The following is a 22,005-nucleotide window of genomic DNA, read 5'->3' as shown; positions in this document are numbered from 1 at the left end:
CCGAGCCCGGCAGCGAATACTGCACGTCGAATATCTCCTGATCCAAGGCTTACCACTCTGCGATCAGGGCCATATCTGGCTGCGCCTGCTGGCTCTCCGCATGAATCAGGTAGGTCAGGCTGGACGTCAGGAAGTCGAGTGTATCCTCGGCGCTTTCCAGCAAATCCAGGCATTGGCGTTGCGTCATTCCCAGCGCTTCTGCTCCCGGTAAAAGCATTGCGTATCTCCTCTGAGTAAGTGCTGTGCATCACCATCACGGAGATGCACGGCCACCCTACAGCCTGCAACATTATCGTGGAGCTTGGCAGTGGCTGGCAGTCGCCTCACATCTGTGGCGGCCAGTTATGCGATTCGCCCTGGCAGTCCTTGCACCAGGCATACAGGGCGTCGTACATGATGAGGCCATGGCGCAGCATTTCATGGTCATCGCTGAAGGTCTTCGACAATCCCAGGGAGATGGCATACAGCCCCGCCGACTGAGGCGTGAGATTGAGCCTTGAGGTATCGGCACCACGCACTATCTGCGCCAGTTGCTGCAAGGCCGGCTCGTCCAGTTGGTACTTCTTCAAGAACGCATCGAAGCTGCACAACTCGCCTTCATGGGTGAGTTCGACACCGGGAATGTCGTAAGGCGTCGCGCCTTCCTCTTGCGCCAGGCGTAGCACATCGCCACTCGGCACATAGAGAAACTCCGGAGTTGTGTCGATAAAACGGGCGATCAGCCAAGGACAGGCGATCCGGTCGATCTTCGGGCGTTCTCGGGTGATCCACTTCATGCAGCACCTCCTGCCTATCGGGATAGGCTCCGGGTGGGCTGGCCAGCGCTGTGCCAGCCAGTAAAACCATCGATCAAGTAGCGCGCATCCAGGCCCATGGCCTCAAGTGTGGCGGCGATACCCTGGCTGATTTCATGCCCCTTGGCGCAATAGAGAATCACTGGCCTGTCCCGTGGAACCTGATCCTTCCAGGTGAAGACTGCTTCGGGATCACGCCAGTGTGCGCCGGGGATCTCTGTGGCATCGGCAAGCCGAACGCTCGTGCGGCGTACATCCAGTAGGCTGAACGTCCGCCCTGCGGCCTGCCACTCCGCCAGTTCGCAAATCGAGATTCGACTCATTTCCCACCTCTCAGTTTTGCAGCAAGTGCACAGCCAGACCTACCAGCGCACAGGCCGCCAGCACCTGGATGACGCCACGCTTGAAGCGGAACAGGGCAACGGCGGCTGCCAGCGCGATCAGTGCTGATGGCCAATCGAAATGGCCGCTGAAGCCTTGCGGCCAGAGCACGTGGTAACCGAAGAACAGTGCCAGGTTGAGGATCACCCCGACCACGGCGGCAGTGATTGCCGTCAGTGGTGCGGTGAACTTCAGTTCGTTGTGGGTCGACTCCACCAACGGGCCGCCTGCGAGAATGAACAGGAAGGACGGCAAGAAGGTGAACCAAGTGACCAGGCTGGCGGCCACGGCTCCGGCCAGGAAGGCCTGATCGGCACCGAATACCTGCTGCACATAGCCGCCGACGAAGCCGACAAAGGCCACAACCATGATCAGCGGCCCCGGCGTGGTCTCGCCCAGGGCCAGGCCATCGATCATCTGCGTCGGGGTCAGCCAGCCGTAGTGGCCGACTGCGCCCTGGTAGACATAGGGCAGCACCGCATAAGCACCGCCGAAGGTCAGCAACGCGGCCTTGGTGAAGAACCAGCCCATCTGGGTCAACGTGCCTTCCCAGCCGAACAGAGCGGTCAGCAGGCCCATGGGCAATGCCCACAGCGCCGCGCCTATGACTGCCAGCAAGAGCAGGCGCGGCCAGCGAAAGCGCGCATGTTCCGGTGTCGGGGTGTCGTCATCGATCAGCGCCGGGCCGAAGGATTGCTTGCTAGCACCATGCCCGCCGCCGATGCTGAACTTGTCAGGGGCGAAACGCCCGCCGAAATAGCCGATCACGGCAGCACCCAGCACGATCAGCGGGAACGGTAGTTTGAGAGCGAAGATGGCCACAAACGAAGCGGCAGCTATCGCCCACAACCAGTTGTTCTTCAGCGCCCGCGAGCCGATGCGGTGAGCAGCCTGTACCACGATGGCGGTCACGGCGGGTTTGATCCCATAGAACAGCCCCGCAATCACCGGCACGTCGCCGTAGGCGATGTACAGCCAGGACAGGCCAATCAGGATAAACAGTGACGGCAATACGAATAGCGCCCCGGCAATCACCCCGCCCCAGGTGCGGTGCATCATCCAGCCGATATAGGTGGCCAGTTGTTGGGCCTCCGGGCCGGGCAGCAGCATGCAGTAGTTCAGGGCATGCAGAAAGCGGCGTTCAGATATCCAGCGTCGGCGCTCCACCAGCTCCTGATGCATGATCGAGATCTGCCCGGCCGGGCCGCCGAAGCTGATGAAACCGAGCTTCAGCCAGAAAGCGAAGGCCTGCCAGAAGCTGACCGGCTGCGGTGCTTGTGTCAGTGTTTCCGCGTTCTGCGCGGCTGCTTGCGTCACGTTGAAGGTACTCCTTTGTCGAAGCTGGCCAGCAAACCGTCAAAAATGGCGGAAGCGGCAGTCAGTAATTGATCGTCTTGGGTAAGGGTTTCGCGCAGCCCGGCTAGTACGCTCTCGATGCCTGCGGCCTCGGGCGGTTGTACGCCGCCTACGTCGAGGTAATGCACAAGCAGACCCAGCCGTGCGATAGCGGGTTGCTCCAAGCCGAAACTTGCCGCCAGCACCTCGAAGGTGACGCGGCTGCCGACATGACTGAAGGTCGCGCCGTCGAAGTCGAAGCCCAACGCATCGGCCGGACAATCCCCAGGACTGGCCAGCCACAGAATCCTGGCCTGCGGATCGATAAAGCGGCGGATCAGCCAGGCGCTGGCCAAGCGATCCACCCACGGCCGCTGTCGTGTCGCCCAGGTGCGCCCCTGGTAGTCGGATGAATGCAGCTGCGCGATGACACCGGCTATGGCGTGAGGCTCATCCGGGGACAGAGCGCGGGCGCAGGCTAGCTCCAGTTCCTGTAAGGCTTTATCCGTTTGCTGCTGTGCCTCGCCAGGGAAAAAGTCGATTTCGACCAGGCTGGCGAAAGCTTTGCGGAGCTTGCGCACCTGCTTGAGCGTGTCCTGCACGGTATCGACAGTCAGCACATTCCGCGCTTGTCCGACTTCACCCAAGACGGCCGCATAGTCTTCGCCGCGATCAAACAGGTCGGTAAAGTTCGCCCCCTCAGGCTCTTCGACGCGCAGCACATGGGCTGCCCCGCCAGCGTCCCGTACATCTGAGGCCAAACCATCCAGGGTGGCGCGACAGTCCTCGCGCTCAGGCATCAGATAGACACCATCACGCAGAACAGCTGCACCGGAGGCTTTCAGCGAGCGCCAAGCCCGTTGCCGAGCAGTGGCATTCTCGGTGGGCAAGGAAAGGATGAGTGCTAGCAACTTCATTTAGTAGAGATATATTCAGATATGAATGATTCTCTACATATTGATCCGGAACAAAGGAGACCGCAAGCGCTTGCGGTGTACCTACCGGCTTTCGGGGCGGGTCAGAATCATCAGCGGAGTGGATCACAACCACTGGAATGGGTGGGGCGGAACCTCCAGCATGGACGGGTCACAATCGCTGGAACTGGGTGTCAGCATCACTGGAATACACAGGAGCGAAGCAAGTAGCGCAGAAACAAAGCGGTTCATTTGAGCGGGGGCATCAGGAAATGGACGCGCATTCTACGGCGTGATTCGCTTTTGACTATCGAGAAACGAGAGATGTTTTCTACTACCTCAGGAGGGCGTCCCGTCTAATTCATAACAGAGGATGATTGATCTGTTCGATCAGTGCGGGACCCTCGTTCCGTACGTTGCCTACTGCTTTGCCTACCGGATGCCAGTCGAACTCCTCCACGCACAATCCATGCTCTAGGGCGAGATTCTCAGCGTCGCGCTGCGAAAGCTCGGGATCAATCCAGCGCGAAGCGCACTCCGGCGATAGCACCAATGGACGCCGGTCGTGGATGTCGAACATCCCGGCATCACTGGATGAGGTGATGATCACAAAACCGTCACCATCACGCGGCTCCAGTGAGCCGCCTCGCTGGAATCTTCCAAGTGCTGCAAAAAACATCGGCTCGCCTGTGCGGAGCGTGGTGTAGTAGGGCTGCTTGAGCTTCGGGTTGGCCTCGTCCTTCTTCCACTCGTACCAACCGTCCGCCGGCACGATCGCGCGGCCGGTCTGCCATATATCGCGGAAAAACTTACTTGTCGCGGCTGTTTCCACCCTAGCGTTTATCGCTGGCGGTCGCTTCCCCTGCGCCCACAACGGGGCGTATCCCCACTTGACCGGTTCCATACGAAGGCCGTCGTCGTCCTGGTGAAGCAGTTGAACCATCGATTGAGGCGGTACGTTGTAGCGCCCGATAGGCTCAGGGTTTATGCCTCCACGTAACGGCAAGGGCAACTGCACTGCGATCCTGTCTAAGTACTCGTAGGCGACTCGGTACTGGGCGAAACGTCCACACATGATGACTCCGCACGTCTAGTTCAATTGACCGGGGATCACCTTAAGAATACTGTGTAAATATACAGTATTCTTAAGGTGCGTATCATGCCCGTCCACATCTTGGGACCTGCCGCTCCCTCCACAATTGCACTGCCGTTTTTCAGTTTTTGCGTGCCAGCAGGCTTTCCTAGTCCCGCTCAGGACCACATGGAGGGAAGCATCTCGCTTGACGAGATGATGAACATTCGGGCCCCGCACACTTACCTTGCTCGTGCCGATGGCGAGAGCATGATTCATGTAGGTATTTTCGACAGAGATATCCTGATAATTGACCGTGGGCGTGAGGCGGAGAAGGGCGAGGTAATTATCGCAGCGCTGAACAACGAGCCACTGGTCAAGATTTTCGACCGGGACGGTAGCCAGGTAATCCTGCGCTCAGCTAATCCGAAATTCCCGCCGCGATATTTGCTAGAAAGCGAAGAACTCTACGTATGGGGTGTGGTGCCATACAGCATCCGAATCCATGGCAAATATTGAGAGAGTGATCGCTCTCATCGATTGCAATTCGTTCTACGCCAGCTGTGAGCGCGTCTTCCGACCGGACTTGCGGCGTACCCCTATCGTTGTGCTCTCGAATAACGATGGCTGTGTGATCGCGCGTTCAGCCGAGGCCAAGCTACTGGGCATCAAGATGGGCGCGCCGTACTTCCAGATCCGGCGTGACCTGGAGCGCTGGGGCGTGGTGGTGTTTTCTAGCAACTACGCGTTGTACGGCGACATGAGCGAGCGAGTGATGACGGTCATCGAAAGTCTGGTGCCGGCTGTAGAGGTCTACTCAATCGACGAGTCATTTGCGGATCTGACCGGTGTGCCGAACACGGAAGCGCTTGGCAGGCGAATCCGCGCCGATGTACTGCGCTGCACGGGCATCCCGGTTGGAGTGGGGATAGCCGGAACGAAAACACTCGCCAAGTTGGCTAACCATTCTGCAAAGCGGTGGCAGAAACAGACCGGCGGGGTTGTAGAGCTGCTCGACCCAGTGCGCCGCGATAAGGTGCTGCGGGTGACCAACGTTAGCGACGTGTGGGGCGTTGGGCGTCGGATGACTGAACACCTGAACAAGATGGGCATTCGCACAGCCTGGGACCTGGCCAGCGCGGATGCATGGACTCTGCGCAAGCAGTTCAGCGTAATGATTGAGAAGACTGCCCGTGAGCTGCGCGGCACGCCGTGCCTTGATCTGGAGGAAATGGAGGCTCCCAAACAGGAGATTTGCTGCTCGAGAATGTTCGGGAAGCGTCTGCGCGAACTAGAGCCGATTAAGGAGGCGGTCGCGGCGTACGCCGCCAGGGCCAGCGAGAAACTGCGGAAGCAGCAATCGATGTGCAAGCGCGTACGAGTGAGCATCCGCACCGGCATGTTCAATCCCGACGAGCCCAAGTTCGCAAAAGGGGTAGTGTGCGAGCTGCCGTATCCCACTGATGACACCCGGCACATCACTCGGGCGGCTATTGCAGGTCTGGAACACGTTTATCGGGACGGCTTCTCTTTCAGCAAGGCCGAGGTCCTTTTGATGGACCTCCGCCAGCGCGGCGAATATACCGCTGACCTCTTCACCGAAACCCAGCCTGCCGCCTCGGAGCGCGTCATGGGCGTGCTCGATGCGATCAATGCCAAGTGGGGCCGCAATACCCTGAGACCAGGCCGAATAACTACGACGCCGGATTGGGGAATGCGACGGGACATGATGAGCCAGAGTTTCACGACCAGGCTGGATCAGCTATGGGTGGTTCGCTGCAACTAGGGGAGCGGATGTGACACTTCCCAACTGTCGGAGGGATGACGGGAAAAGTTAGTTTGATATGGGGTTCAGCAATGTCTGCTCTCGGCCAGTAGCGGTCATTGAGTACATAGGAGATTTAGTACGGTTCAGGTTGTGGCGGCAAAGGCGAAGTAGTTATCGGAGGCGCGGCCGCAGCATGACGTCAGCGGAATCAGCTGTAATTCCGCTGATGTAAGTCAATTAAGGGCTAACAATGACTTTTATGTCCGAGCCCGAGATGCTCTTGATATACGAGTAGCTCGTTCCCAATACGGCAAGCTGCTCCTTCGATACCTTCTTCGCAGATATCGCGGGCTGCACGATCACAAATTTGAAGAACAGCTCGTGATCGTGACATTTGTTGCGCAGTATCTCCAGCTGCTTAGGCGTGCCTTTCAGGATTCTGTCGAAGTCCTTAAGCAGTGATTGCTGGTAGCGGTCCAACAGTCGCATCCCCGCACTGCGCCCCAGTGGCATGAAGCTTGCTTATGCCTCTGTGTCAAATGGGCCACGGCCCCGTAACGGTCCGCATGCCCGATCCATTGAGTAGTCTCGGCACTGTACCGAGGGTGTCTCGCAAGACCTCAGGAGCTCGAATGAACCTTTCGGATATCGATCTCAAGTTGCTCAAAATTTTTCTCGCGGTGGTTGAAGCTGAGGGGTATGCCAATGCTCAGGCAGGGCTGAACCTGAGTTTGTCGACCATCAGCTCACATATGAGCAAGCTGGAAGGGCGGCTAGGCTTCCGACTGTGTGACCGCGGCAGAGGTGGTTTCGCGTTGACGCCCAAGGGAGAGGTGTTCTATCGACAGATGCTGGATTTTCTCGCCGCCGTAGAGCTGCTAGAGACAAATGCCAAGAACCTGCGAAATAACATCCTTGGTGAGCTGACGCTGGGCGTGATAGACAATCTGATTACTGATTCGACATGCCCACTGCCTACGGCATTGTCGCGTTTTCTTCGTTTGCCCAACTACCGATTTCAGCTGTGCATGCACGTGTTGTCGCCGCAAGAGCTGGAGAAAGGGGTGCTGGAACGGCGCCTGGATCTGGCCGTGGGCATTTTCTACCAGCGGAAACCAGGCCTCGAATACCGGTCCTTGTATAGGGAGCGGGACGTGTTGGTCTGCAGCGAGTCACACCCACTGGCGCGACTAACGGATCCCCACGAGATAGCGCAGCGGGTCCCTGGGGCGGCCAAGGTCGTCAGAAGTTTCATGCTGTCGCAGGAGTTCCCCTTCATTAGCGACCATGACGACAGCATCATCGCCTCGGTAAGTAACGTAGAGGCCGCTGCACTGATGATTCTGAACGGACCTTTCGTTGGCTGCTTGCCTGAACACTACGCCCAACGCTGGCTTGATACCGGTCAACTGGTAGCGTTGTTGCCCGACAAATTCGTGCGCTATTCAGACATAACGCTCGCCACCCGTGCCAACGAATCACCTCGCTCGGCGGTCCTGACCAGCTTTCTCGAATGCCTGGGTCAAGACTCGAAGGGCATTCACCAGCCTGCCCCTCTTTAGTGCGCTCGGCCGCTTACTTCAGAGAAATGCCAAGTAAAGACGCAAACTCGGTGATTTTTTCCTGCAGAGCGGTTGCCTAGTATCGACCTCAGTCATGAGCTGAACCGAGGAGAATCCCATCATGAAAAGATCGACACTGAGTTTACTGCCATGCGCTTTGCTGCTTGCAACCGCACAACCGTTGCTGGCCGAAGACGAACTGGTCAAGGTGACGGCGGGCCATCTGATTGCGCTGGATATGGCTCCTCTGTTCGTGGGGGTTGAGAGTGGCTGTTTTAAAGAGCAGGGCCTGGAGGTCGATACGCGCTTTTTCGCCAACCCCGGTGACAACAACGCGGCGCTGGCGGGCGGCGCCATCGACTTCAGCACCAACCCCTTTACTCTGCCATTCTTCGCCGCCAACAGTGGTGTGCCGATCAAAGTGATCAGCGCTGCGGGCGGCTGGGGTGTGATGGAAGTGATTGCAGACGGCGAGCTGGGCCTGAACTCGATGGAGGCGTTGGCTGAGCACGTGAAGGCGGGCAAGCCGAAGCTAACCGCCGCGGTACTGCAGGGCGATACGCTGGAGCTGATCTTGGTGACGGAACTGGCCAAGCGTGGCCTGGAACCGGATGCCATTGAGTTTGTTTACTTCGACGACCTGCTGGCCATGGTCGAGGCATACCGCAGTGGCAATGTCGACATACTCAGCCACATCAAGCCCTATACCTCGGAGATGGTCGCTTCGCGCGGCGCGACAGTCCTGACCAACAACGCCAGTACCTGGTCGACCAACACCCCCAACACCGTGGTCAGCGTACTGGAAGAGACCCTGACCGAGCGGCCCCAAGTGGTCGAGGGTTATCTGAAGGGCCTGATCTGCGCGGCTGACATAATCAACAACGAGCCGGAAAAGGCCGTTGATTTGCTTGAGAAAGGGAACTATTTCCGTGTGTCCAGCGATGTACTCAAGGGCGCCTTTGCCTCGGCACCCAAGCCGATCTCCTTTGTCCCGGATGTGGCAGCCGTGCAGCAGGTGGTGGATGACTTGGTGAAGATGCAGTACGTGCGTCCGGGTGTGAGCGCCGAGAGCATCTTCGAGATAGACCTGATCAAGTCGCTGGAGCAGTAGGATGCGTTTACCTGACTGGGAACGCTACGCGCCCTGGGTCGTGGGCTTGTCCTCAGTGACCTTGCTGGTAGCGGTCTGGGAGTTGGCGGGGTTGCGAGATATCGCCCTGACGACGGTGATGCCGCCACCGAGTCAGTTTCTGTCGATGGTGATTGAGAGCGACTTCCGCATAGGCCTGGGGTCACAGTCAGCGACGTTGTACGAGGCGCTGATGGCGACCTTTGGCCGGGTGTTTACCGGCATGTTTCTGGCTTTTATCGCGGCCATTGCCACGGGTGCGCTGATCAGCCTGTCAACCTTCGCTACCTGGTCGCTGAGTCCGTTGCTTTACGTGCTGGCCCCGATCGCGCCGATCGCCTGGATTCCTACCGCCATCGTGGTATTCGGCATCAGCAATGTGACGGCAGTATTCATCGTCTTCATGGGGGTGTACTTCATTCTGACCATCGGCACGCTGGCGGAGATACGCCGGGTGCCGCAGGAGTATCTGACCATCTCCGGCAATCTGGGCGCCAATCGCTGGCAGCAGTGGCTGTATGTGGTGCTGCCAAGCATCTTTCCGGGCGTGTTCACACTGCTGCGCACCAACTTCATCGCCGCTTGGATGGCGGTGCTGGTGGCAGAAATGGTCGGCCTGCGCGATGGTCTGGGCGCGATCATCATGATGGGGCGCAACCTGTTCAATAACGACCTGATCATGTTCGGCATGCTGGTGATCGGACTGTCCGGCTTCGTGGTGGACCGGACACTGGCGTTCATCGGCAACAAGGTGCTGTGGTGGAGGGTCAAATGACGACCGTTGACGCGTCCAAGGCGGTGTTCAGAATCGAGAATCTGACCATCAACTTTCCGGCCAAGCGGCAGTCGGTACCAAGCCCGCTACAGGGACTGAACCTGACCATTCAAGAGAATAAGATCACCACCATTCTCGGTCAGTCCGGTTGCGGCAAGAGCACGCTGCTCAACGCGCTGGGTGGTTTCGTGATGGGCGAGGACAGCGGAGGCGTGCTCTATCGCCAACGCTATCTCAATGCGCCGCTGGAAGAGATCGTGATGATCTTTCAGGAAAACAATCTGTACCCGTGGCTCAGCGTGGCTGGCAACGTGAACTTCGGCCTGCGTTTCCGCAATCAGTACAAGAAGGACGTCAAGGCGACAGTACGGCGCATGCTCGACAGCGTCGGCTTGAGCGAGGCGGCCGATGCCTATCCACATCAGCTGTCAGGCGGCATGCGTCAGCGCACGGCGATTGCCCGGGCGTTGATTACGCGTCCCAGGGTGCTGCTGCTGGACGAGCCATTCAGCGCGCTGGATATCAGCCTGAAGCGGCGTATGCACGGTCTGCTGCGCAGCCTGCAGGAGGAGACCGGCACCTCCATGGTCATGGTGACTCACGATGTGGAAGAGGCTATCACGGTGGGTGACCGGGTATTGGTGCTGGGCGGCAATCCGGCACAGGTGTTGGTCGATGCCGATACCAGTTCTGACGCAATGCGCGACCGTTACTCCAGTGACTACCTGCAACTACAGAAGCGAATAGAGGATGTGATCTATTGAGGAGGCCTGATGAACGGCATTCATGACATGGGAGGGCTGCACGGCTTCGGGACAGTCAAGGTCGATCCCAACGAGCCGGTATTCGTGACACGCTGGGGCAGCCGGGTGTTCTGCATGACCCAGGTGATCGATCGTCTGGGGGTGTGGAACCTGGATGAGCACCGCCACGAAATCGAGCTGATGCGGCCCCAGGATTACCTGGAGTGGGGCTACTACGGCCGCTGGATGTTCGCGATGGAGCGGATTCTCGACCGCCGCAACATTCTGACGACCGCTGAGATCAATCGGCGTGTCGATGAGTTGAGCGCCGGACTCAAGCATCTGACTCCGCCAGCCAACCCGGATCGCAACTGGCCTTTGCAGGAAGAAGACAAGGTGCGTTGGGGCGCCTGGCGAAAGGAGGTGCAGGTAACGCCCCAGTTCAGCGTCGGGCAGCGCGTACGAGTACGCAATATTCATCCCCCGGGCCACACCCGCGTGACCAGCTACACCCGCGGCAAGGTCGGCGTGATCCACCGCGTGGATGCCCAGGCCTGGGTCTTCCCGGATACCCGCGCGCATTATCGCGGCGAGAACCTTCAGCCCGTTTATAACGTTCAATTCAGCGCCCAGACGCTATGGGGCGAAGAGCAGGCCGAGGCCAATCTGTTTATCTACATCGACCTGAGTGAAAACCACCTCGAGGCCGTCGGAGAACATCAACATGAGTCATGACCACAAGATCGAGAAGGCTTGGCAGGCCCTTCGCACTGAAGCGATAGAGAGCCTGTTGAATGAAATTGGCGTGCTGGATTCAGCGGAGGTGGATCAGGTGGTTTACCACTACGAGGAGAACGTCGGGCCTCGTACCGGTGCTAAGGTGGTGGCCCGTGCCTGGGTCGATCCGGCTTTCCGTCAGCGATTGCTGGCCAACGGCCTGGCGGCCTGCGCGGAGCTGGGTATCGGCGGGCCCGAGACCGAATCCCTGCACGTACTGGAAAACACGGCAACCGTGCACAACGTGGTGGTATGCACCCTGTGCTCGTGCTACCCCTGGCCCATCCTGGGCCTGCCGCCGGTGTGGTACAAATCCAGCGCCTATCGCTCTCGGCTGGTACGCGAACCTCGCAAGGTCCTGCAGGAAATGGGGTTGACGCTGGGTGATGACGTCGAAATCCGCGTGTGGGACAGCATCTCGGAGATTCGCTATCTGGTTCTGCCAGAACGCCCGGAGGGCACGGAACACCTGAGCGAAGCTGAACTGGCCGAACTGGTGTCCCGCGACGCGATGATCGGCGTGGCCCATCTTCCAGCCCACGACATTGCAGGAACTTAAGATGCAGCCACATGAACTGCTTGACCAGATGCAACGCGCAGGCCTCGCCAACTTGAGCTTTGCCTCCCCCTGGGCTGCACGCCTGTTCGGCATGACGCTGGCAGCGGCGCAGAAAAAGATATTTTCGCTGCAGGAATTCCAGCAGGCCTTGATTGCTTCCATTCAACTGCACGAGCAGGACGGCTGCATCGATAGTGATGAGCAGTACTACACCTGCTGGCTGGAGGCGTTGCAGGGCTTGCTTGAGCAGCAGGACCTAATCAAACCGGAGCGGCTCGGCGTGCGTGAAGATCAGCTTCTGGCGGCGGCGCAGGACCGGCACGATCATCAGCGCTCCGGGCACCATCACCCTCATCACGCGGACTCGGAGCACCACGCATGATCGTGACAGGAGACCCTTATGACTTTCCCATTACCGGAGTACTAGAACCGCAGCGTACGGCACTGCTGATCATCGACATGCAGCGCGACTTTTGCGATCCGGCAGGTTACATGCACTCACGGGGCGACGACGTGGCGGCAGCCCGGGCCATCGTGCCGCGCATTCTCGGGGTGTTGGAGATTGCGCGGCGCACCGGAATGCTGGTGATCTACACCCGTGAAGGGCATCGCGCCAACCTGGCGGATTTGCCCGCCAGCAAACGTCTCAAGACCGCCCGGGCCGGCGCTCAGATAGGTGCCACAGGTCCATTGGGACGATTGTTGATCCGCGGTGAGGCTGGCTGGGACTTCATAGAGGAAATCCAGCCGTTGGAAGGCGAGGTGGTGGTCGACAAGATCGGCACCGGAGCCTTCCATGCAACCGACTTGCACGATGTTTTGCGCAACAGACGGATCGAGAATGTGGTTCTGACCGGGGTTACCACTGGTGTCTGTGTCAGCTCGACCGCCAGGGAAGCTACGGATCGGGGTTACAGCGTGCTGGTGCTTGAGGACTGCTGCGCTGAGCCCAATCCACGCTATCACGATATAGCGATCGAGCTACTCAAAATCGAGGATGGCTACCTGGCTACCGTCTCGTCTGCGAAGTCGTTCAACAAAGCCTTCCAAAGCGTATCACCGGGGGACACCTCATCCGAAGGAGTAAGACTATGAGCAGGTTCAGCAAGATGCTGGCTGGGAAGGCGATCAGCCTATTCGCCATTCCGGGGTATGCGCATCACCCGACCGGAGGGGAGCTGCCAGGTAGCATTCTCTACGGTGTATTGTCCGGTGTTGGCCATCCCCTTATAGATCTGACGCATATCGTTTTCATTCTTGGTATGGGGCTGTTGTTCGCCCTGCATCCGGGATCGGTGGGGAAACGTGTAGTGCTTTTCTTGGCCGCTACCTGGATCGGCGCGCTGGGCCATCTGCTCGGAATGGACGTTCAGGCGGCGGAAGCTCTCATGGCGCTCGGTATCATCGTGGCTGGGCTGATGCTGATGCTCAGGCAGTTCGCGATTCTGCCGGGCATACTCGGCCTCGCGGCGATTACCGGAATTATTCACGGCTTTGCTTATGCCGAAGATGTCATAGGTGCACGGACGGGTCCGCTGATGGGATATTTTTTTGGATTTACCTTGATCCAGGCGGTCGTGTTATCCGCTACCGCTATGGTGGGTCGCACCTGGGTAAAAACACACGCCCCCGGCGTTGTGCGACGATGGGCGTTCAATGGCGGCGCGGTCTTCACGGGGCTAGGGTTGCTGTTGTTGGCGAGTTAGCGAACCGAATCGCTGGGCTTGCCTGGGCAGGGAGGATGATGCCCAGTACTAGCCGTTAACTTGCGCTCGAATAGCCCAGCGCTCTAACCGCAGCGTCTTGTCGTTTCCATCAGCCGGCTGCACTCGGCCAGCGTCCGCAGCGAGGCGACTTGCGTCCTTCACCGCCGATGCGGCTGCTGATCTGTTACCACGAAGGTGATGCTTGGCCACATCCGGCGTCGAGCTATGTGGAATCATTTATTGGTACGCAAAGCTAGGAAGAGACAGCAGGGCGAAGATGTAGCACGACGGGATTGCTCGAAATCGTTTATTTGGCGCCGCGCCGACTCACGGGGCCGCCTACCTGGCGGCGCTCCCTGGATCTGTAGTGCAAGTTGGTGGTCGGCATGTTGTTGCATCGCGTTACCATCGACAGATGGTGACGCGTCCCGTAAGTATGGCGGTATGGCTCCAGGGCGACTTGTCATTTACTCAGCACTTGCATCGTGGCAGCCCGCCCGCCAGCGCTTCGTTTCAGTGTTTGGGGGAGGATCCGCCCAACCTCAAGGGATGTAGGCGTTAATGCCTGCCAAATCATGGAAACGGGTGAGCTCCCATGCGCCTCCACCCCAAACTCGGCAGCGCCAGCGCCGGGCTGGCCCGGCCCCAAGGTGGCTTGTCGACAACCCACGGCTATTGCCTTCATGCTGGCTTCGGATAGTCGGGTGGGTGTTTGACGATAGGGGTAAAGACCAGATCATCTTGGGGGGCCGCTTGGGTTCTAAAGTAAGTGAGGAACGGCCGCTATCGGCTCAGAGTGTGTAAAAACACTTTCTTATCTTGCGTGCTTCAGCCCATTGCTCCTGGGCGTGGCGATTTCCCGATTATTTACCACGATCAGCGCCGGTAACGCTTCAGAGCGCGTATGAAGCGCTTTGGCACCTCTTGGGGCAGTAAAAGCTGGGCTTTTACGCCGCCATCGCCTTCAACAAGCCTTCGGTGCCGATGATTTTCATCACCCGCTTCAAGTTGTAGGCGAGCACATTCAAGCTCATTTCTGCGCTCACCCCATTCAGTTTTCGAGTCAGGAAGTGCGTTGCTCCCATCCATTGTTTGAGCGTCCCGAAGGGATGCTCAACAGTCCGTTTTCGAACCCGCATCATCTCCGGTGCTTGGTTCAGCCGGCGTTGCATTTCCTCCAGCACCGCTTCATGTTCCCAGCGCCTTACTCGACGATTTGTGCTTGGCGTGCACTGGGTTTTCAGCGCGCAACTCTGGCACTTTGAACTCCAGTAACAGTGCATATTCATGCCTTTCTCAACGCTGGAGAATCGCCAAATCAGTGCCTCTCCAGCCGGGCATGTATATTCGTTTTTCGTCGCGTCATAAACGAAGGCATCTTTGTTGAACCGGCCATCAGCCTTGGCGCTTGAAGTCATCGGCTTTGGCACATAAGCGGTGATGTTTGCATCGTGACAGGCGAGGATTTCTTCACCCTTGAAGTAGCCTCGGTCGGCGACTACCGACAATGTTTCTGCGCCAATGGCTTCCCTAGCTTGCTTGGCCATCGAGCTGAGTTGGTCGCGGTCAGAACCTCTGTTGGTGACCTCATGAGCAACAATCAAATGGTGCTGCGTATCGACCGCCGTCTGCACGTTGTAGCCGACGATACCGCTGCCGCGCGTCATCATCGAACGGGCATCCGGGTCGGTCAGCGAAACCTGTTTGTCAGGGGAATCGTTGAGCTGAGTTTCGATCCCTTGAAGCTCTTTCATCTGCGATTTGAGCTTGGCGATTTTATCTTCCAGGCTGGCAATGTCTGGCGCGGAGGCGCTAGGAATCTGTCGATCAGCCGCATCGAGCGCAGCCAAATAACGGCCGATGCTCGCCTCGATTTCTTCCATGCGCCGCTTCAGTTTGGCGCTGGTGAAATTGCGGTCACGGTTGTTCACTGCCTTGAATTTGCTGCCGTCGATGGCAACCAGGTTTTCGTCAAACAACCCCAACTGCTGGCAGAGCAAAACGAACTGGCGGCAGACGCCGCGAATGGCCTTGCTGTTGTCTTTTCGGAAGTTGGCGATGGTCTTGAAATCGGGCATCAAACGCCCGGTTAGCCACATGAGTTCGACGTTGCGCTGGGCTTCTCGCTCCAGACGTCGGCTCGATTGAATTCGGTTTAGGTAACCGTAGATGTAGATCTTCAGCAGGATCGCCGGGTGGTAGGCAGGTCTGCCGGTTTCGGCTGGAATGACGCCATCAAAACCTAGATTGGCCAAATCGAGTTCATCGACGAAAACGTCAACCACCCGAACCGGATTGGTATCGCTGACGTAGTCGTCGAGGCTTTCGGGAAGTAAGGTGCTTTGACCTCGATGTTCACCCTGGATAAACCGTTTCATGGGCGTCCCTTGCGATGAGATTCTCGGAAATCATAGCAAGGGTTTACCGGGATGTTTTTACACACTCTGGGCCAGAAGCGGACATTCACAGTGACTGAGGAATGAGGGGCGGGTCACTTTTGCTCGGATAACCTAACGTTGGAATTCAGCGGATGCCGTAGGCAGTCCGCTGGAATGACTTGTTAGGCAACAACTCCACTGCCTATGGGTTTATAGCGGATTTACTTAGGTTGGTACTCCAATGATGAATGGTGAAGGTTAATGCGCAAATTTCCCGCATCGTCTTTAACGTAACCCCACGTTTTGTCAACGGTAGTCACTTTCCCATTTTTATCTGTGAAGTGAACTTTCCCCATAGTAATTGCGCTATTGCCATCAAGAAAAATAGCAGAAGTGACAGGCTCACATTTTCTCCAGCCTTTTAGAGCAAAACCTGTGTCGGCAGGGAAGGATGGGTCACCGCCAACGAAATAAGATAGCGCACCGGCACGTGTGGGGCGAAATGTTTGAGGGTTCACCGTGAGCGTAGGCTTAAAGAGTACTGCGCCCATTTGGTAGGCGTAAGCGGAATCTATGACTTTCTCGGCCAATGCTCTCGCTGCTACTTTTCCATCCTTTTCGTATGCGGCGTTGATATCAAGAAGAGCAGCACACCATGCTTGCTGAGCTGTTAATGCTTCCTTCTCTGTTACTGCCTGATTTACAACGATGGGCTCGTTTGCGTTCGCAATGTTTGAGGTAAGTGCGACTAATGCTGTTAATGCTACAAGTTTGACTTTCATAGTTGGGAGACCCCTGGGTTGAAAGAATTGGATTGTTGCGTGTTTGACTGTGCCTAACGCCGCAATCACCCGCTTGTCGGGTGCATTGCTTTGTTATGCGCTTTCTCTGCAAGTGCGTTGATCGCACATTCTGAATCGCCCCGGGTTTCGTGGAGGCCTCAACTCTTGAGAAGATGAGGCTATGAGAAAGACTACGACCTACTCCCCCGAAGTCCGTGAACGTGCTGTGCGCATGGTTCTGGAGCACCTGAACGACTACCCCTCCGAGTGGGCGGCCATTGAGGCCATCGCCCCGAAGATTGGTTGTGCAGCGCAAACCCTGCATGGCTGGATTCGTCGCCACCAGACTGATGCCGGTCAGCGTCCTGGGCCGACCACCGAAGAGCGCGAACGCATCAAAGCCCTGGAGCGTGAGAACCGTGAGTTGCGCAAAGCCAACGAGATTCTGCGCCTGGCCAGTGCGTATTTTGCCCAGGCGGAGCTCGACCGCCGCACCAAGTCCTGAGGGCATTTGTCGATCAGCATCGTGACCGTCTCGGGGTCGAGTCGATCTGCCGTGTCTTGCAGATCGCCCCGTCCGGTTACCGCCGGCACGCGGCGCAGCAGCGCAACCCGGAACTGCGCTGTTGCCGTGCTCGGCGCGATGACGCGTTGATCTTGGAAATCCAGCGGGTGTGGAACACCAACATGCAGTGCTATGGCGCGGTGAAGGTCTGGAAGCAGCTCCGGCGAGAAGGCATCGAGACGGCCAGATGCACGGTGGAACGGTTGATGCGTCGGGCTGGATTGCAGGGCATTAGGCGCGGCCAGGTCGTGCGGACAACGGTGGCCGGCGACAAGTCGCTCTGCCCGCTGGATCGCGTACAGCGCCAGTTCCATGCCGATCGCCCGAACCAGTTGTGGGTGTCGGACTTCACGTATGTGTCGACCTGGCAGGGCTGGCTGTATGTGGCCTTCGTGATTGACGTGTTTGCGCGGCGGATCGTCGGCTGGCGAGTCAGTACCAGCATGAAGACCGACTTCGTGCTGGATGCCCTGGAGCAAGCCCTGTATGCCCGTCAGCCACATCGCACGGGTGGCCTGATCCACCACAGCGACCGTGGCAGCCAGTACGTCTCGATCCGCTACACCGAGCGACTGGCAGAGGCCGGCATTGAGCCCTCAGTTGGCAGCAAGGGCGATAGCTACGACAACGCCTTGGCCGAAACAATCAACGGGCTGTACAAGGCCGAGCTGATTTACCGTCAATCATGGAAGAGCCGCGAAGCTGTTGAGATGGCGACTTTGAAATGGGTGCACTGGTACAACCACCAGCGGTTGCTGAGTTCAATCGGCTATATCCCGCCTGCGGAAGCTGAGGCAAACTTCTACCAGCAACAAGCAGGTCAGGCCATGGCGGCCTGACTTAAACGAAACGGCCTCCACAAAAGCCGGGGCGATTCATTCATCTAACCGGGCACGCCGTACCTCTTCGAATATCCGAGCGCCCGAGCGCTCGTAGAAGCTCCTTCCTCGATCATTGTCGGTAGCCACGATCCAGTCAATACGCCCGCAGCCAGTATTCTGAGCGAGGATACACAGCTCTGAGAGTAGAGCTTCGCCCACACCGCTTCCCCGGAACTGCGGATAGACAAACAGATCGTCTAGCCAGATGCCAGGCTTGGCAATGAACGTGGAATAGATACTGTAGTACGTCGCGATACCCACGGCCTCGCCTGACTTCATGGCCAAGAGCGCAAACGCCTTGGGTTGTTCGGAGAAGAAAGCTTCCTCAATGTCAGCTTCCGTAGATTGAAGCGAATTCAAACACCCATCGAATTCCGCTTTTCCTCGAACAAGGTCGAGTATCGCAGGAACGTCCGCTTTTTCTGCCTTCCTGATTTCAATAATAAGAGTACCCTCTCTATGGATGCGCATAACGCCGCCAACACGCGCAGCTTTGTAGTGAAGGCGAAGCCGCAACCGAAATGGTGTCGCTATGCTTGGATTGGTTAGTGGCAGACGCCCGTGACGTTGGCTCTTGCCCAAAGCAGGCTCCCATGAAGCGTTGGCCGCCTACATTCTCTGCGGAGTGGTTGCCTCTCTAGTTCAGGCAACCAGCAGGTGACGTCTAACCGCGTGCTGTGCATCAGTCTTTCATATTCTTCCACGCGAATACCGAGGCCAAAATAATGATACCGATGGCAGCACCAAAGTATAACGTAGCGATCGTAGCGCCAATCTCTACCGCCTGCTCAAGGAACAGAACCATCAGTAGCACAACAGCCACTTGGCTTACTGTTATCTTCAAATCATGGAAGCTCTTAATGTCCAGAGGGTTTTGGGATTCTCTGTCATCATCAGACACCGGACGGATGAACAGACGATACAGGTTAACCGCCATGATCTGAAAAGTAATAGCGATCAGCAGGAGATCCAACAGCTTCAGGAGGCGAACCGCGAGGCTCTTGCCGTCGTCAGCAGAGACCGGTATATCACGTACTACATCCAGTGCGGTATTCCAGATTATGTTAACCGAGGCACCATACAAGAGCAAAGATGACACCGCACAGATAACGACTGCCACCCACACCATAAACCGACTACTTCTGAAAACTCTCTCGATCATAATTTCTCCGGGCCGCGTCACAACGTCAGTTACAGACTCACAATTTTCTCTTAGTCGGTTTCACCGGACCATCTACTATCTCGTTAATCAACCTCTAGATTGTGCTTTCTACGGCGTTAGCCGAACACTGGAGCTGTCGGATTACTGCTGGATTACTTCAAACGTTCGTGACCCTGACATGACCTGGAGAAAAGCCACTAACAGTGATTAGACCGAACGCTCGACTAATACGCAGCCTAACATTTCGCTAACAATGTTGACTTTTCTCTTGCGGATCAGTGTTTTATGCATCTTTCACTCCCTTCTGCTGCGACGTTATATCGAACGCGGTATAAGCCAGGGCGGCCGAATGCGGCATAAGCCCGCGCTTCACAGCATGTCGCCAAAGCTAGCAGGAATGAATGCTTGTGTGAGATAAGCAAGGCATCCATGCCGCCGAAGATGGGACTGCGCGTGAGCAGTTGTTTCCATAATGCTTTTTCTGCTGTTGATTGCCAAGAAATTAGTGGCCGCTTCTGGCCGAGATTTGCCCGTCTACGGTTGAAGTAAGAATGAAAAAAGCCCGGCCTTGCCGGGCTTCCCTAAGGCGAGCCTTACATGCCCAATGCGTTCGGAAGTGCGAGCGACAAGGCGGGGATATAGGTGATCAGCACCAGAAAGCCGATTAGCAACATCAGCCACGGCATGGCCGCGCGCACAACCTGAGGCACTGACATCCCCGTCACAGCTGAGGTCACGAAAAGGTTCAGGCCAACCGGCGGTGTGATGAGACCGATTTCCATGTTAACCACCATGATGATGCCAAGATGAATCGGGTCAATGCCCAGCTCCATGGCGATCGGAAACAGAATCGGAGCCAGGATCAGAATGATCGCAGAGGGCTCCATGAACGCGCCGGCCACCAGCAATACGATGTTCACCACCAGCAGGAACATCCAGGGCTGCAGACCCGCCTCGAGAACCATAGCGGTAATCTGCTGTGGGATCTGCTCAGTGGTCAGCACGTGCGCGAACAGCATGGCGTTGGCGATGATGAACATGAGCATGATCGACAACTTGCCTGACTCAAGAACGACCTTCGGGCAATCTCGTAATGTGATGTCCTTATAGACGAATACCGCGACAAAAGCCGAGTAGATCGCGGCGACCGCAGCTGCTTCGGTGGGTGTAAACATCCCCGAATAGATACCGCCCAGAATCACCACCATCAGCAGCAAACCCCAAACGGCCTTGCGGGCGGCTGACAGCCATTCGCGAAACGTCGCCCGCGGTAGAGCCGGCAGTTTTTTCTTGACGGCAATAATGTAGATCGCCGCCATCAGCACCACGCCAAGCAAAACACCGGGCACGACGCCTGCCATGAATAGCTTGCCGACCGATGTTTCCGTCGCGGCGGCATAAACCACCATCACGACCGAGGGCGGAATGAGAATGCCCAGGGTTCCGGCGTTGCAGACGATACCTGCGCCAAAGGCTTGCGGATAACCTGAGCGGACCATGCCGGCGATGGCGATGGAGCCGACCGCCGCCACAGTTGCCGGCGACGAGCCGGACAGCGCGGCGAACAGCATGCACGCCAGCACGGCGCCGATGGCCAGACCACCACGGATATGGCCGACACACGCATTGGCGAAGTCAATCAATCGGCGTGCGACACCGCCAGTGGTCATGAACGCGCCGGCGAGAAGGAAGAAGGGGATGGCCAGCAGGGTGTAGTGCTCGGATGTCTCGAACAGCTTGATCGCCAGGGAGGTTACCGAGTCAGGGCTGAACAGCAGGATTGTCAGCGAGCCGGCGAGTCCCAATGAGATAGCAACCGGCACGCCGATAAACATCAACGCGAAGAGCGCGACGAAGAGGAAAAGAATGGTCATTTACTTCAACTCCTCTGCGCCCAGCTTCACGGCTTCGGCGGCTTCATCTGCCAGGCCTAGCCCGGTTTGCTCGTTACGCAGAAGGCGTACGAAGATCTCGGCGAAACGGATGAACACCAAAGCAAAGCCGATCGGAACGATCATGCCGATGTGCCATTGCTTAACACCAAAATGTCCAAGGTCCTCGGCGCCGATGTTGGCGTTAAGCAACGCCGATATCCAGCTGAAGCTCGCCGATGCCAGCAGCCCGGCATAGCCAAGGCAAAACAGGCACGCAAGGACACCGATATAGCGCTGGACATGGCGCGGAGCGAGTTTGACCAGGGCGTCGACCCCAATGTGGCCGGCGGTGCGTACCCCATAGGCCAAGCCGAAGAAGATCAGCCAGGCAAATAGCGCTTTGGTCAGGGCGGTACTCCAGGTCATCGACTGGGCCAATCCGATGGTGAAGTCGCCCATGGCGAAGAACAGGTCTTCAGCAGAAGCGAAGCGATCGCCCAAGCTGTAAAACGCGGTGTAGAGGTTATTGAGGATGACGTAGACAAAGGTGACTAGCGTCATGGCAGCAAGCAGGAAGGCAATGAAGCCCTCTTCAAAGTGATCCCAAGCGCGCCTGAGGGCGTTCATGGATGTCTCTCCAATAGACCAGCATTGTTATGTGGCACGTGAGGTGCCGTTGATAAGCCGTGGCAGGCGTGAATAGGGATGTTCATGGCGCTTGCCATGAACGGCGGTACTCAATGACCTGTCGAGAATCTGGAGAGCAAGGCATGTGCCAGAAGGCCGCAGGTGACGCTGGGATGGCCGAGGGAGATCGACCAAATCGGGGCGCCGCGCGTAAATCCTGG

General features: G+C 57.5%; 24 protein-coding genes, 1 pseudogene and 1 other annotated feature. Of the genes and pseudogenes, 12 read left to right on the top strand and 13 right to left on the bottom strand.

Annotated features, from left to right (window positions below):
* Nucleotides 1-49: 49 nt before the first annotated feature.
* The 6 genes from GQA94_RS21955 to GQA94_RS21930 all read right to left on the bottom strand — a co-directional run bounded on the left by GQA94_RS21955 (nt 50) and on the right by GQA94_RS21930 (nt 4,499).
* On the bottom strand, nt 50-217 hold the full coding sequence (locus GQA94_RS21955) for a hypothetical protein (RefSeq protein ID WP_158190210.1): 168 nt from the start codon (nt 215-217) through the stop codon (nt 50-52).
* Between the two features lie 106 nt (nt 218-323).
* Entirely contained in the window at nt 324-776 is a 453-nt protein-coding gene (locus GQA94_RS21950; RefSeq protein ID WP_158190209.1) for a chromate resistance protein ChrB domain-containing protein, read from the bottom strand.
* A 14-nt stretch (nt 777-790) separates the two neighbouring features.
* Complete coding sequence (locus GQA94_RS21945; RefSeq protein WP_158190208.1) at nt 791-1,117, bottom strand: rhodanese-like domain-containing protein; 327 nt, start codon at nt 1,115-1,117, stop codon at nt 791-793.
* A 10-nt stretch (nt 1,118-1,127) separates the two neighbouring features.
* Entirely contained in the window at nt 1,128-2,459 is a 1,332-nt protein-coding gene (gene chrA, locus GQA94_RS21940) for a chromate efflux transporter (RefSeq protein WP_233270285.1), read from the bottom strand.
* A gap of 29 nt (nt 2,460-2,488) precedes the next feature.
* The gene (locus tag GQA94_RS21935; protein ID WP_158190206.1) at nt 2,489-3,427 is read right to left on the bottom strand and encodes a chromate resistance protein ChrB domain-containing protein; all 939 of its coding nucleotides are present in this window, start codon (nt 3,425-3,427) and stop codon (nt 2,489-2,491) included.
* A gap of 358 nt (nt 3,428-3,785) precedes the next feature.
* Nucleotides 3,786-4,499, bottom strand: a complete 714-nt coding sequence (locus tag GQA94_RS21930) for an SOS response-associated peptidase family protein (protein WP_158190205.1) — start codon at nt 4,497-4,499, stop codon at nt 3,786-3,788.
* Between the two features lie 84 nt (nt 4,500-4,583).
* On the opposite strand from GQA94_RS21930, the gene GQA94_RS21925 reads away from it, so the two are divergent.
* Both GQA94_RS21925 and umuC read left to right on the top strand, forming a co-directional pair.
* Nucleotides 4,584-5,015 carry a LexA family protein gene (locus GQA94_RS21925; RefSeq protein WP_158190204.1) on the top strand — a complete coding sequence of 144 codons (432 nt, stop codon included), beginning with the start codon at nt 4,584-4,586 and terminating at the stop codon, nt 5,013-5,015.
* Nucleotides 5,002-6,282, top strand: a complete 1,281-nt coding sequence (umuC, locus tag GQA94_RS21920; protein WP_158190203.1) for a translesion error-prone DNA polymerase V subunit UmuC — start codon at nt 5,002-5,004, stop codon at nt 6,280-6,282. Before GQA94_RS21925 ends, umuC begins: the two co-directional genes overlap by 14 nt.
* 219 nt (nt 6,283-6,501) lie before the next feature.
* Here the strand turns inward: umuC and GQA94_RS21915 are convergent.
* Nucleotides 6,502-6,750: pseudogene (locus GQA94_RS21915) on the bottom strand (restriction endonuclease subunit R); the annotation flags it as partial.
* A gap of 146 nt (nt 6,751-6,896) precedes the next feature.
* On the opposite strand from GQA94_RS21915, the gene GQA94_RS21910 reads away from it, so the two are divergent.
* The 9 genes from GQA94_RS21910 to GQA94_RS21870 all read left to right on the top strand — a co-directional run bounded on the left by GQA94_RS21910 (nt 6,897) and on the right by GQA94_RS21870 (nt 13,515).
* Complete coding sequence (locus GQA94_RS21910) at nt 6,897-7,826, top strand: LysR family transcriptional regulator (RefSeq protein WP_042920327.1); 930 nt, start codon at nt 6,897-6,899, stop codon at nt 7,824-7,826.
* Between the two features lie 181 nt (nt 7,827-8,007).
* Complete coding sequence (locus tag GQA94_RS21905; protein WP_233270283.1) at nt 8,008-8,937, top strand: ABC transporter substrate-binding protein; 930 nt, start codon at nt 8,008-8,010, stop codon at nt 8,935-8,937.
* 1 nt (nt 8,938) lies between these two features.
* Nucleotides 8,939-9,730, top strand: a complete 792-nt coding sequence (locus GQA94_RS21900; protein WP_042920331.1) for an ABC transporter permease — start codon at nt 8,939-8,941, stop codon at nt 9,728-9,730.
* Nucleotides 9,727-10,494, top strand: coding sequence for an ABC transporter ATP-binding protein (locus GQA94_RS21895; RefSeq protein ID WP_158190202.1), 768 nt, complete (start codon nt 9,727-9,729; stop codon nt 10,492-10,494). The genes GQA94_RS21900 and GQA94_RS21895 overlap by 4 nt, the downstream gene beginning before the upstream one ends.
* Before the next feature lie 9 nt (nt 10,495-10,503).
* Nucleotides 10,504-11,208 carry a nitrile hydratase subunit beta gene (gene nthB, locus GQA94_RS21890; RefSeq protein WP_042920333.1) on the top strand — a complete coding sequence of 235 codons (705 nt, stop codon included), beginning with the start codon at nt 10,504-10,506 and terminating at the stop codon, nt 11,206-11,208.
* Complete coding sequence (nthA, locus tag GQA94_RS21885) at nt 11,198-11,809, top strand: nitrile hydratase subunit alpha (RefSeq protein ID WP_158190201.1); 612 nt, start codon at nt 11,198-11,200, stop codon at nt 11,807-11,809. Before nthB ends, nthA begins: the two co-directional genes overlap by 11 nt.
* Before the next feature lies 1 nt (nt 11,810).
* Nucleotides 11,811-12,191, top strand: coding sequence for a nitrile hydratase accessory protein (locus GQA94_RS21880; RefSeq protein ID WP_158190200.1), 381 nt, complete (start codon nt 11,811-11,813; stop codon nt 12,189-12,191).
* Nucleotides 12,188-12,904: a cysteine hydrolase family protein gene (locus GQA94_RS21875; protein ID WP_158190199.1), complete on the top strand. Its 717-nt coding sequence runs from the start codon at nt 12,188-12,190 to the stop codon at nt 12,902-12,904. The genes GQA94_RS21880 and GQA94_RS21875 overlap by 4 nt, the downstream gene beginning before the upstream one ends.
* Nucleotides 12,901-13,515: a HupE/UreJ family protein gene (locus GQA94_RS21870; RefSeq protein WP_158190198.1), complete on the top strand. Its 615-nt coding sequence runs from the start codon at nt 12,901-12,903 to the stop codon at nt 13,513-13,515. The genes GQA94_RS21875 and GQA94_RS21870 overlap by 4 nt, the downstream gene beginning before the upstream one ends.
* A 947-nt stretch (nt 13,516-14,462) precedes the next feature.
* Here the strand turns inward: GQA94_RS21870 and GQA94_RS21865 are convergent.
* A complete protein-coding gene (locus GQA94_RS21865) occupies nt 14,463-15,893 on the bottom strand; it encodes an IS1182-like element ISPmo1 family transposase (RefSeq protein ID WP_003291638.1) in 1,431 nt (476 codons plus the stop codon).
* Between the two features lie 221 nt (nt 15,894-16,114).
* A complete protein-coding gene (locus GQA94_RS21860) occupies nt 16,115-16,675 on the bottom strand; it encodes a hypothetical protein (protein ID WP_080585066.1) in 561 nt (186 codons plus the stop codon).
* A gap of 181 nt (nt 16,676-16,856) precedes the next feature.
* Between GQA94_RS21860 and GQA94_RS21855 the strand changes: the two genes are divergently transcribed.
* Nucleotides 16,857-18,079, top strand: a protein-coding gene (locus GQA94_RS21855; RefSeq protein WP_101152418.1) for an IS3 family transposase whose coding sequence is annotated in 2 segments (ribosomal slippage) — nt 16,857-17,142 and nt 17,142-18,079 — 1,224 coding nt in all. Because the reading frame shifts where the segments join, the coding sequence is not laid out codon by codon here.
* Nucleotides 17,135-17,251 (top strand) — a sequence feature (AL1L pseudoknot). It overlaps the preceding gene by 117 nt.
* 36 nt (nt 18,080-18,115) lie before the next feature.
* Here the strand turns inward: GQA94_RS21855 and GQA94_RS21850 are convergent.
* The 4 genes from GQA94_RS21850 to GQA94_RS21835 form a co-directional block, all read right to left on the bottom strand.
* The gene (locus GQA94_RS21850; protein WP_233270282.1) at nt 18,116-18,703 is read right to left on the bottom strand and encodes a GNAT family N-acetyltransferase; all 588 of its coding nucleotides are present in this window, start codon (nt 18,701-18,703) and stop codon (nt 18,116-18,118) included.
* A 100-nt stretch (nt 18,704-18,803) separates the two neighbouring features.
* Nucleotides 18,804-19,283 carry a YqhA family protein gene (locus tag GQA94_RS21845; protein WP_017244573.1) on the bottom strand — a complete coding sequence of 160 codons (480 nt, stop codon included), beginning with the start codon at nt 19,281-19,283 and terminating at the stop codon, nt 18,804-18,806.
* 593 nt (nt 19,284-19,876) lie between these two features.
* The gene (gene dctM / locus GQA94_RS21840; protein WP_017244574.1) at nt 19,877-21,157 is read right to left on the bottom strand and encodes a C4-dicarboxylate TRAP transporter large permease protein DctM; all 1,281 of its coding nucleotides are present in this window, start codon (nt 21,155-21,157) and stop codon (nt 19,877-19,879) included.
* Entirely contained in the window at nt 21,158-21,784 is a 627-nt protein-coding gene (locus GQA94_RS21835) for a TRAP transporter small permease (RefSeq protein ID WP_017244575.1), read from the bottom strand. It lies immediately after the preceding gene.
* Nucleotides 21,785-22,005 lie beyond the last annotated feature (221 nt).

The organism is Stutzerimonas stutzeri (assembly GCF_009789555.1).
GTDB lineage: Bacteria > Pseudomonadota > Gammaproteobacteria > Pseudomonadales > Pseudomonadaceae > Stutzerimonas > Stutzerimonas stutzeri_R.
This window is presented reverse-complemented; position numbering and strand designations above follow the sequence as displayed.

Coding starts and splice junctions, on each gene's coding strand:
- GQA94_RS21910 (WP_042920327.1), top strand. CDS start 6,897: ATGAACCTTTCGGATATCGATCTCAAGTTGCTCAAAATTTTTCTCGCG.
- GQA94_RS21900 (WP_042920331.1), top strand. CDS start 8,939: ATGCGTTTACCTGACTGGGAACGCTACGCGCCCTGGGTCGTGGGCTTG.
- GQA94_RS21935 (WP_158190206.1), bottom strand. CDS start 3,427: ATGAAGTTGCTAGCACTCATCCTTTCCTTGCCCACCGAGAATGCCACT.
- GQA94_RS21880 (WP_158190200.1), top strand. CDS start 11,811: ATGCAGCCACATGAACTGCTTGACCAGATGCAACGCGCAGGCCTCGCC.
- GQA94_RS21945 (WP_158190208.1), bottom strand. CDS start 1,117: ATGAGTCGAATCTCGATTTGCGAACTGGCGGAGTGGCAGGCCGCAGGG.
- nthB (WP_042920333.1), top strand. CDS start 10,504: ATGAACGGCATTCATGACATGGGAGGGCTGCACGGCTTCGGGACAGTC.
- dctM (WP_017244574.1), bottom strand. CDS start 21,157: ATGACCATTCTTTTCCTCTTCGTCGCGCTCTTCGCGTTGATGTTTATC.
- GQA94_RS21955 (WP_158190210.1), bottom strand. CDS start 217: ATGCTTTTACCGGGAGCAGAAGCGCTGGGAATGACGCAACGCCAATGC.
- GQA94_RS21870 (WP_158190198.1), top strand. CDS start 12,901: ATGAGCAGGTTCAGCAAGATGCTGGCTGGGAAGGCGATCAGCCTATTC.
- nthA (WP_158190201.1), top strand. CDS start 11,198: ATGAGTCATGACCACAAGATCGAGAAGGCTTGGCAGGCCCTTCGCACT.
- GQA94_RS21860 (WP_080585066.1), bottom strand. CDS start 16,675: ATGAAAGTCAAACTTGTAGCATTAACAGCATTAGTCGCACTTACCTCA.
- GQA94_RS21925 (WP_158190204.1), top strand. CDS start 4,584: ATGCCCGTCCACATCTTGGGACCTGCCGCTCCCTCCACAATTGCACTG.
- GQA94_RS21835 (WP_017244575.1), bottom strand. CDS start 21,784: ATGAACGCCCTCAGGCGCGCTTGGGATCACTTTGAAGAGGGCTTCATT.
- GQA94_RS21930 (WP_158190205.1), bottom strand. CDS start 4,499: ATGTGTGGACGTTTCGCCCAGTACCGAGTCGCCTACGAGTACTTAGAC.
- GQA94_RS21865 (WP_003291638.1), bottom strand. CDS start 15,893: ATGAAACGGTTTATCCAGGGTGAACATCGAGGTCAAAGCACCTTACTT.
- GQA94_RS21895 (WP_158190202.1), top strand. CDS start 9,727: ATGACGACCGTTGACGCGTCCAAGGCGGTGTTCAGAATCGAGAATCTG.
- GQA94_RS21845 (WP_017244573.1), bottom strand. CDS start 19,283: ATGATCGAGAGAGTTTTCAGAAGTAGTCGGTTTATGGTGTGGGTGGCA.
- umuC (WP_158190203.1), top strand. CDS start 5,002: ATGGCAAATATTGAGAGAGTGATCGCTCTCATCGATTGCAATTCGTTC.
- GQA94_RS21875 (WP_158190199.1), top strand. CDS start 12,188: ATGATCGTGACAGGAGACCCTTATGACTTTCCCATTACCGGAGTACTA.
- GQA94_RS21950 (WP_158190209.1), bottom strand. CDS start 776: ATGAAGTGGATCACCCGAGAACGCCCGAAGATCGACCGGATCGCCTGT.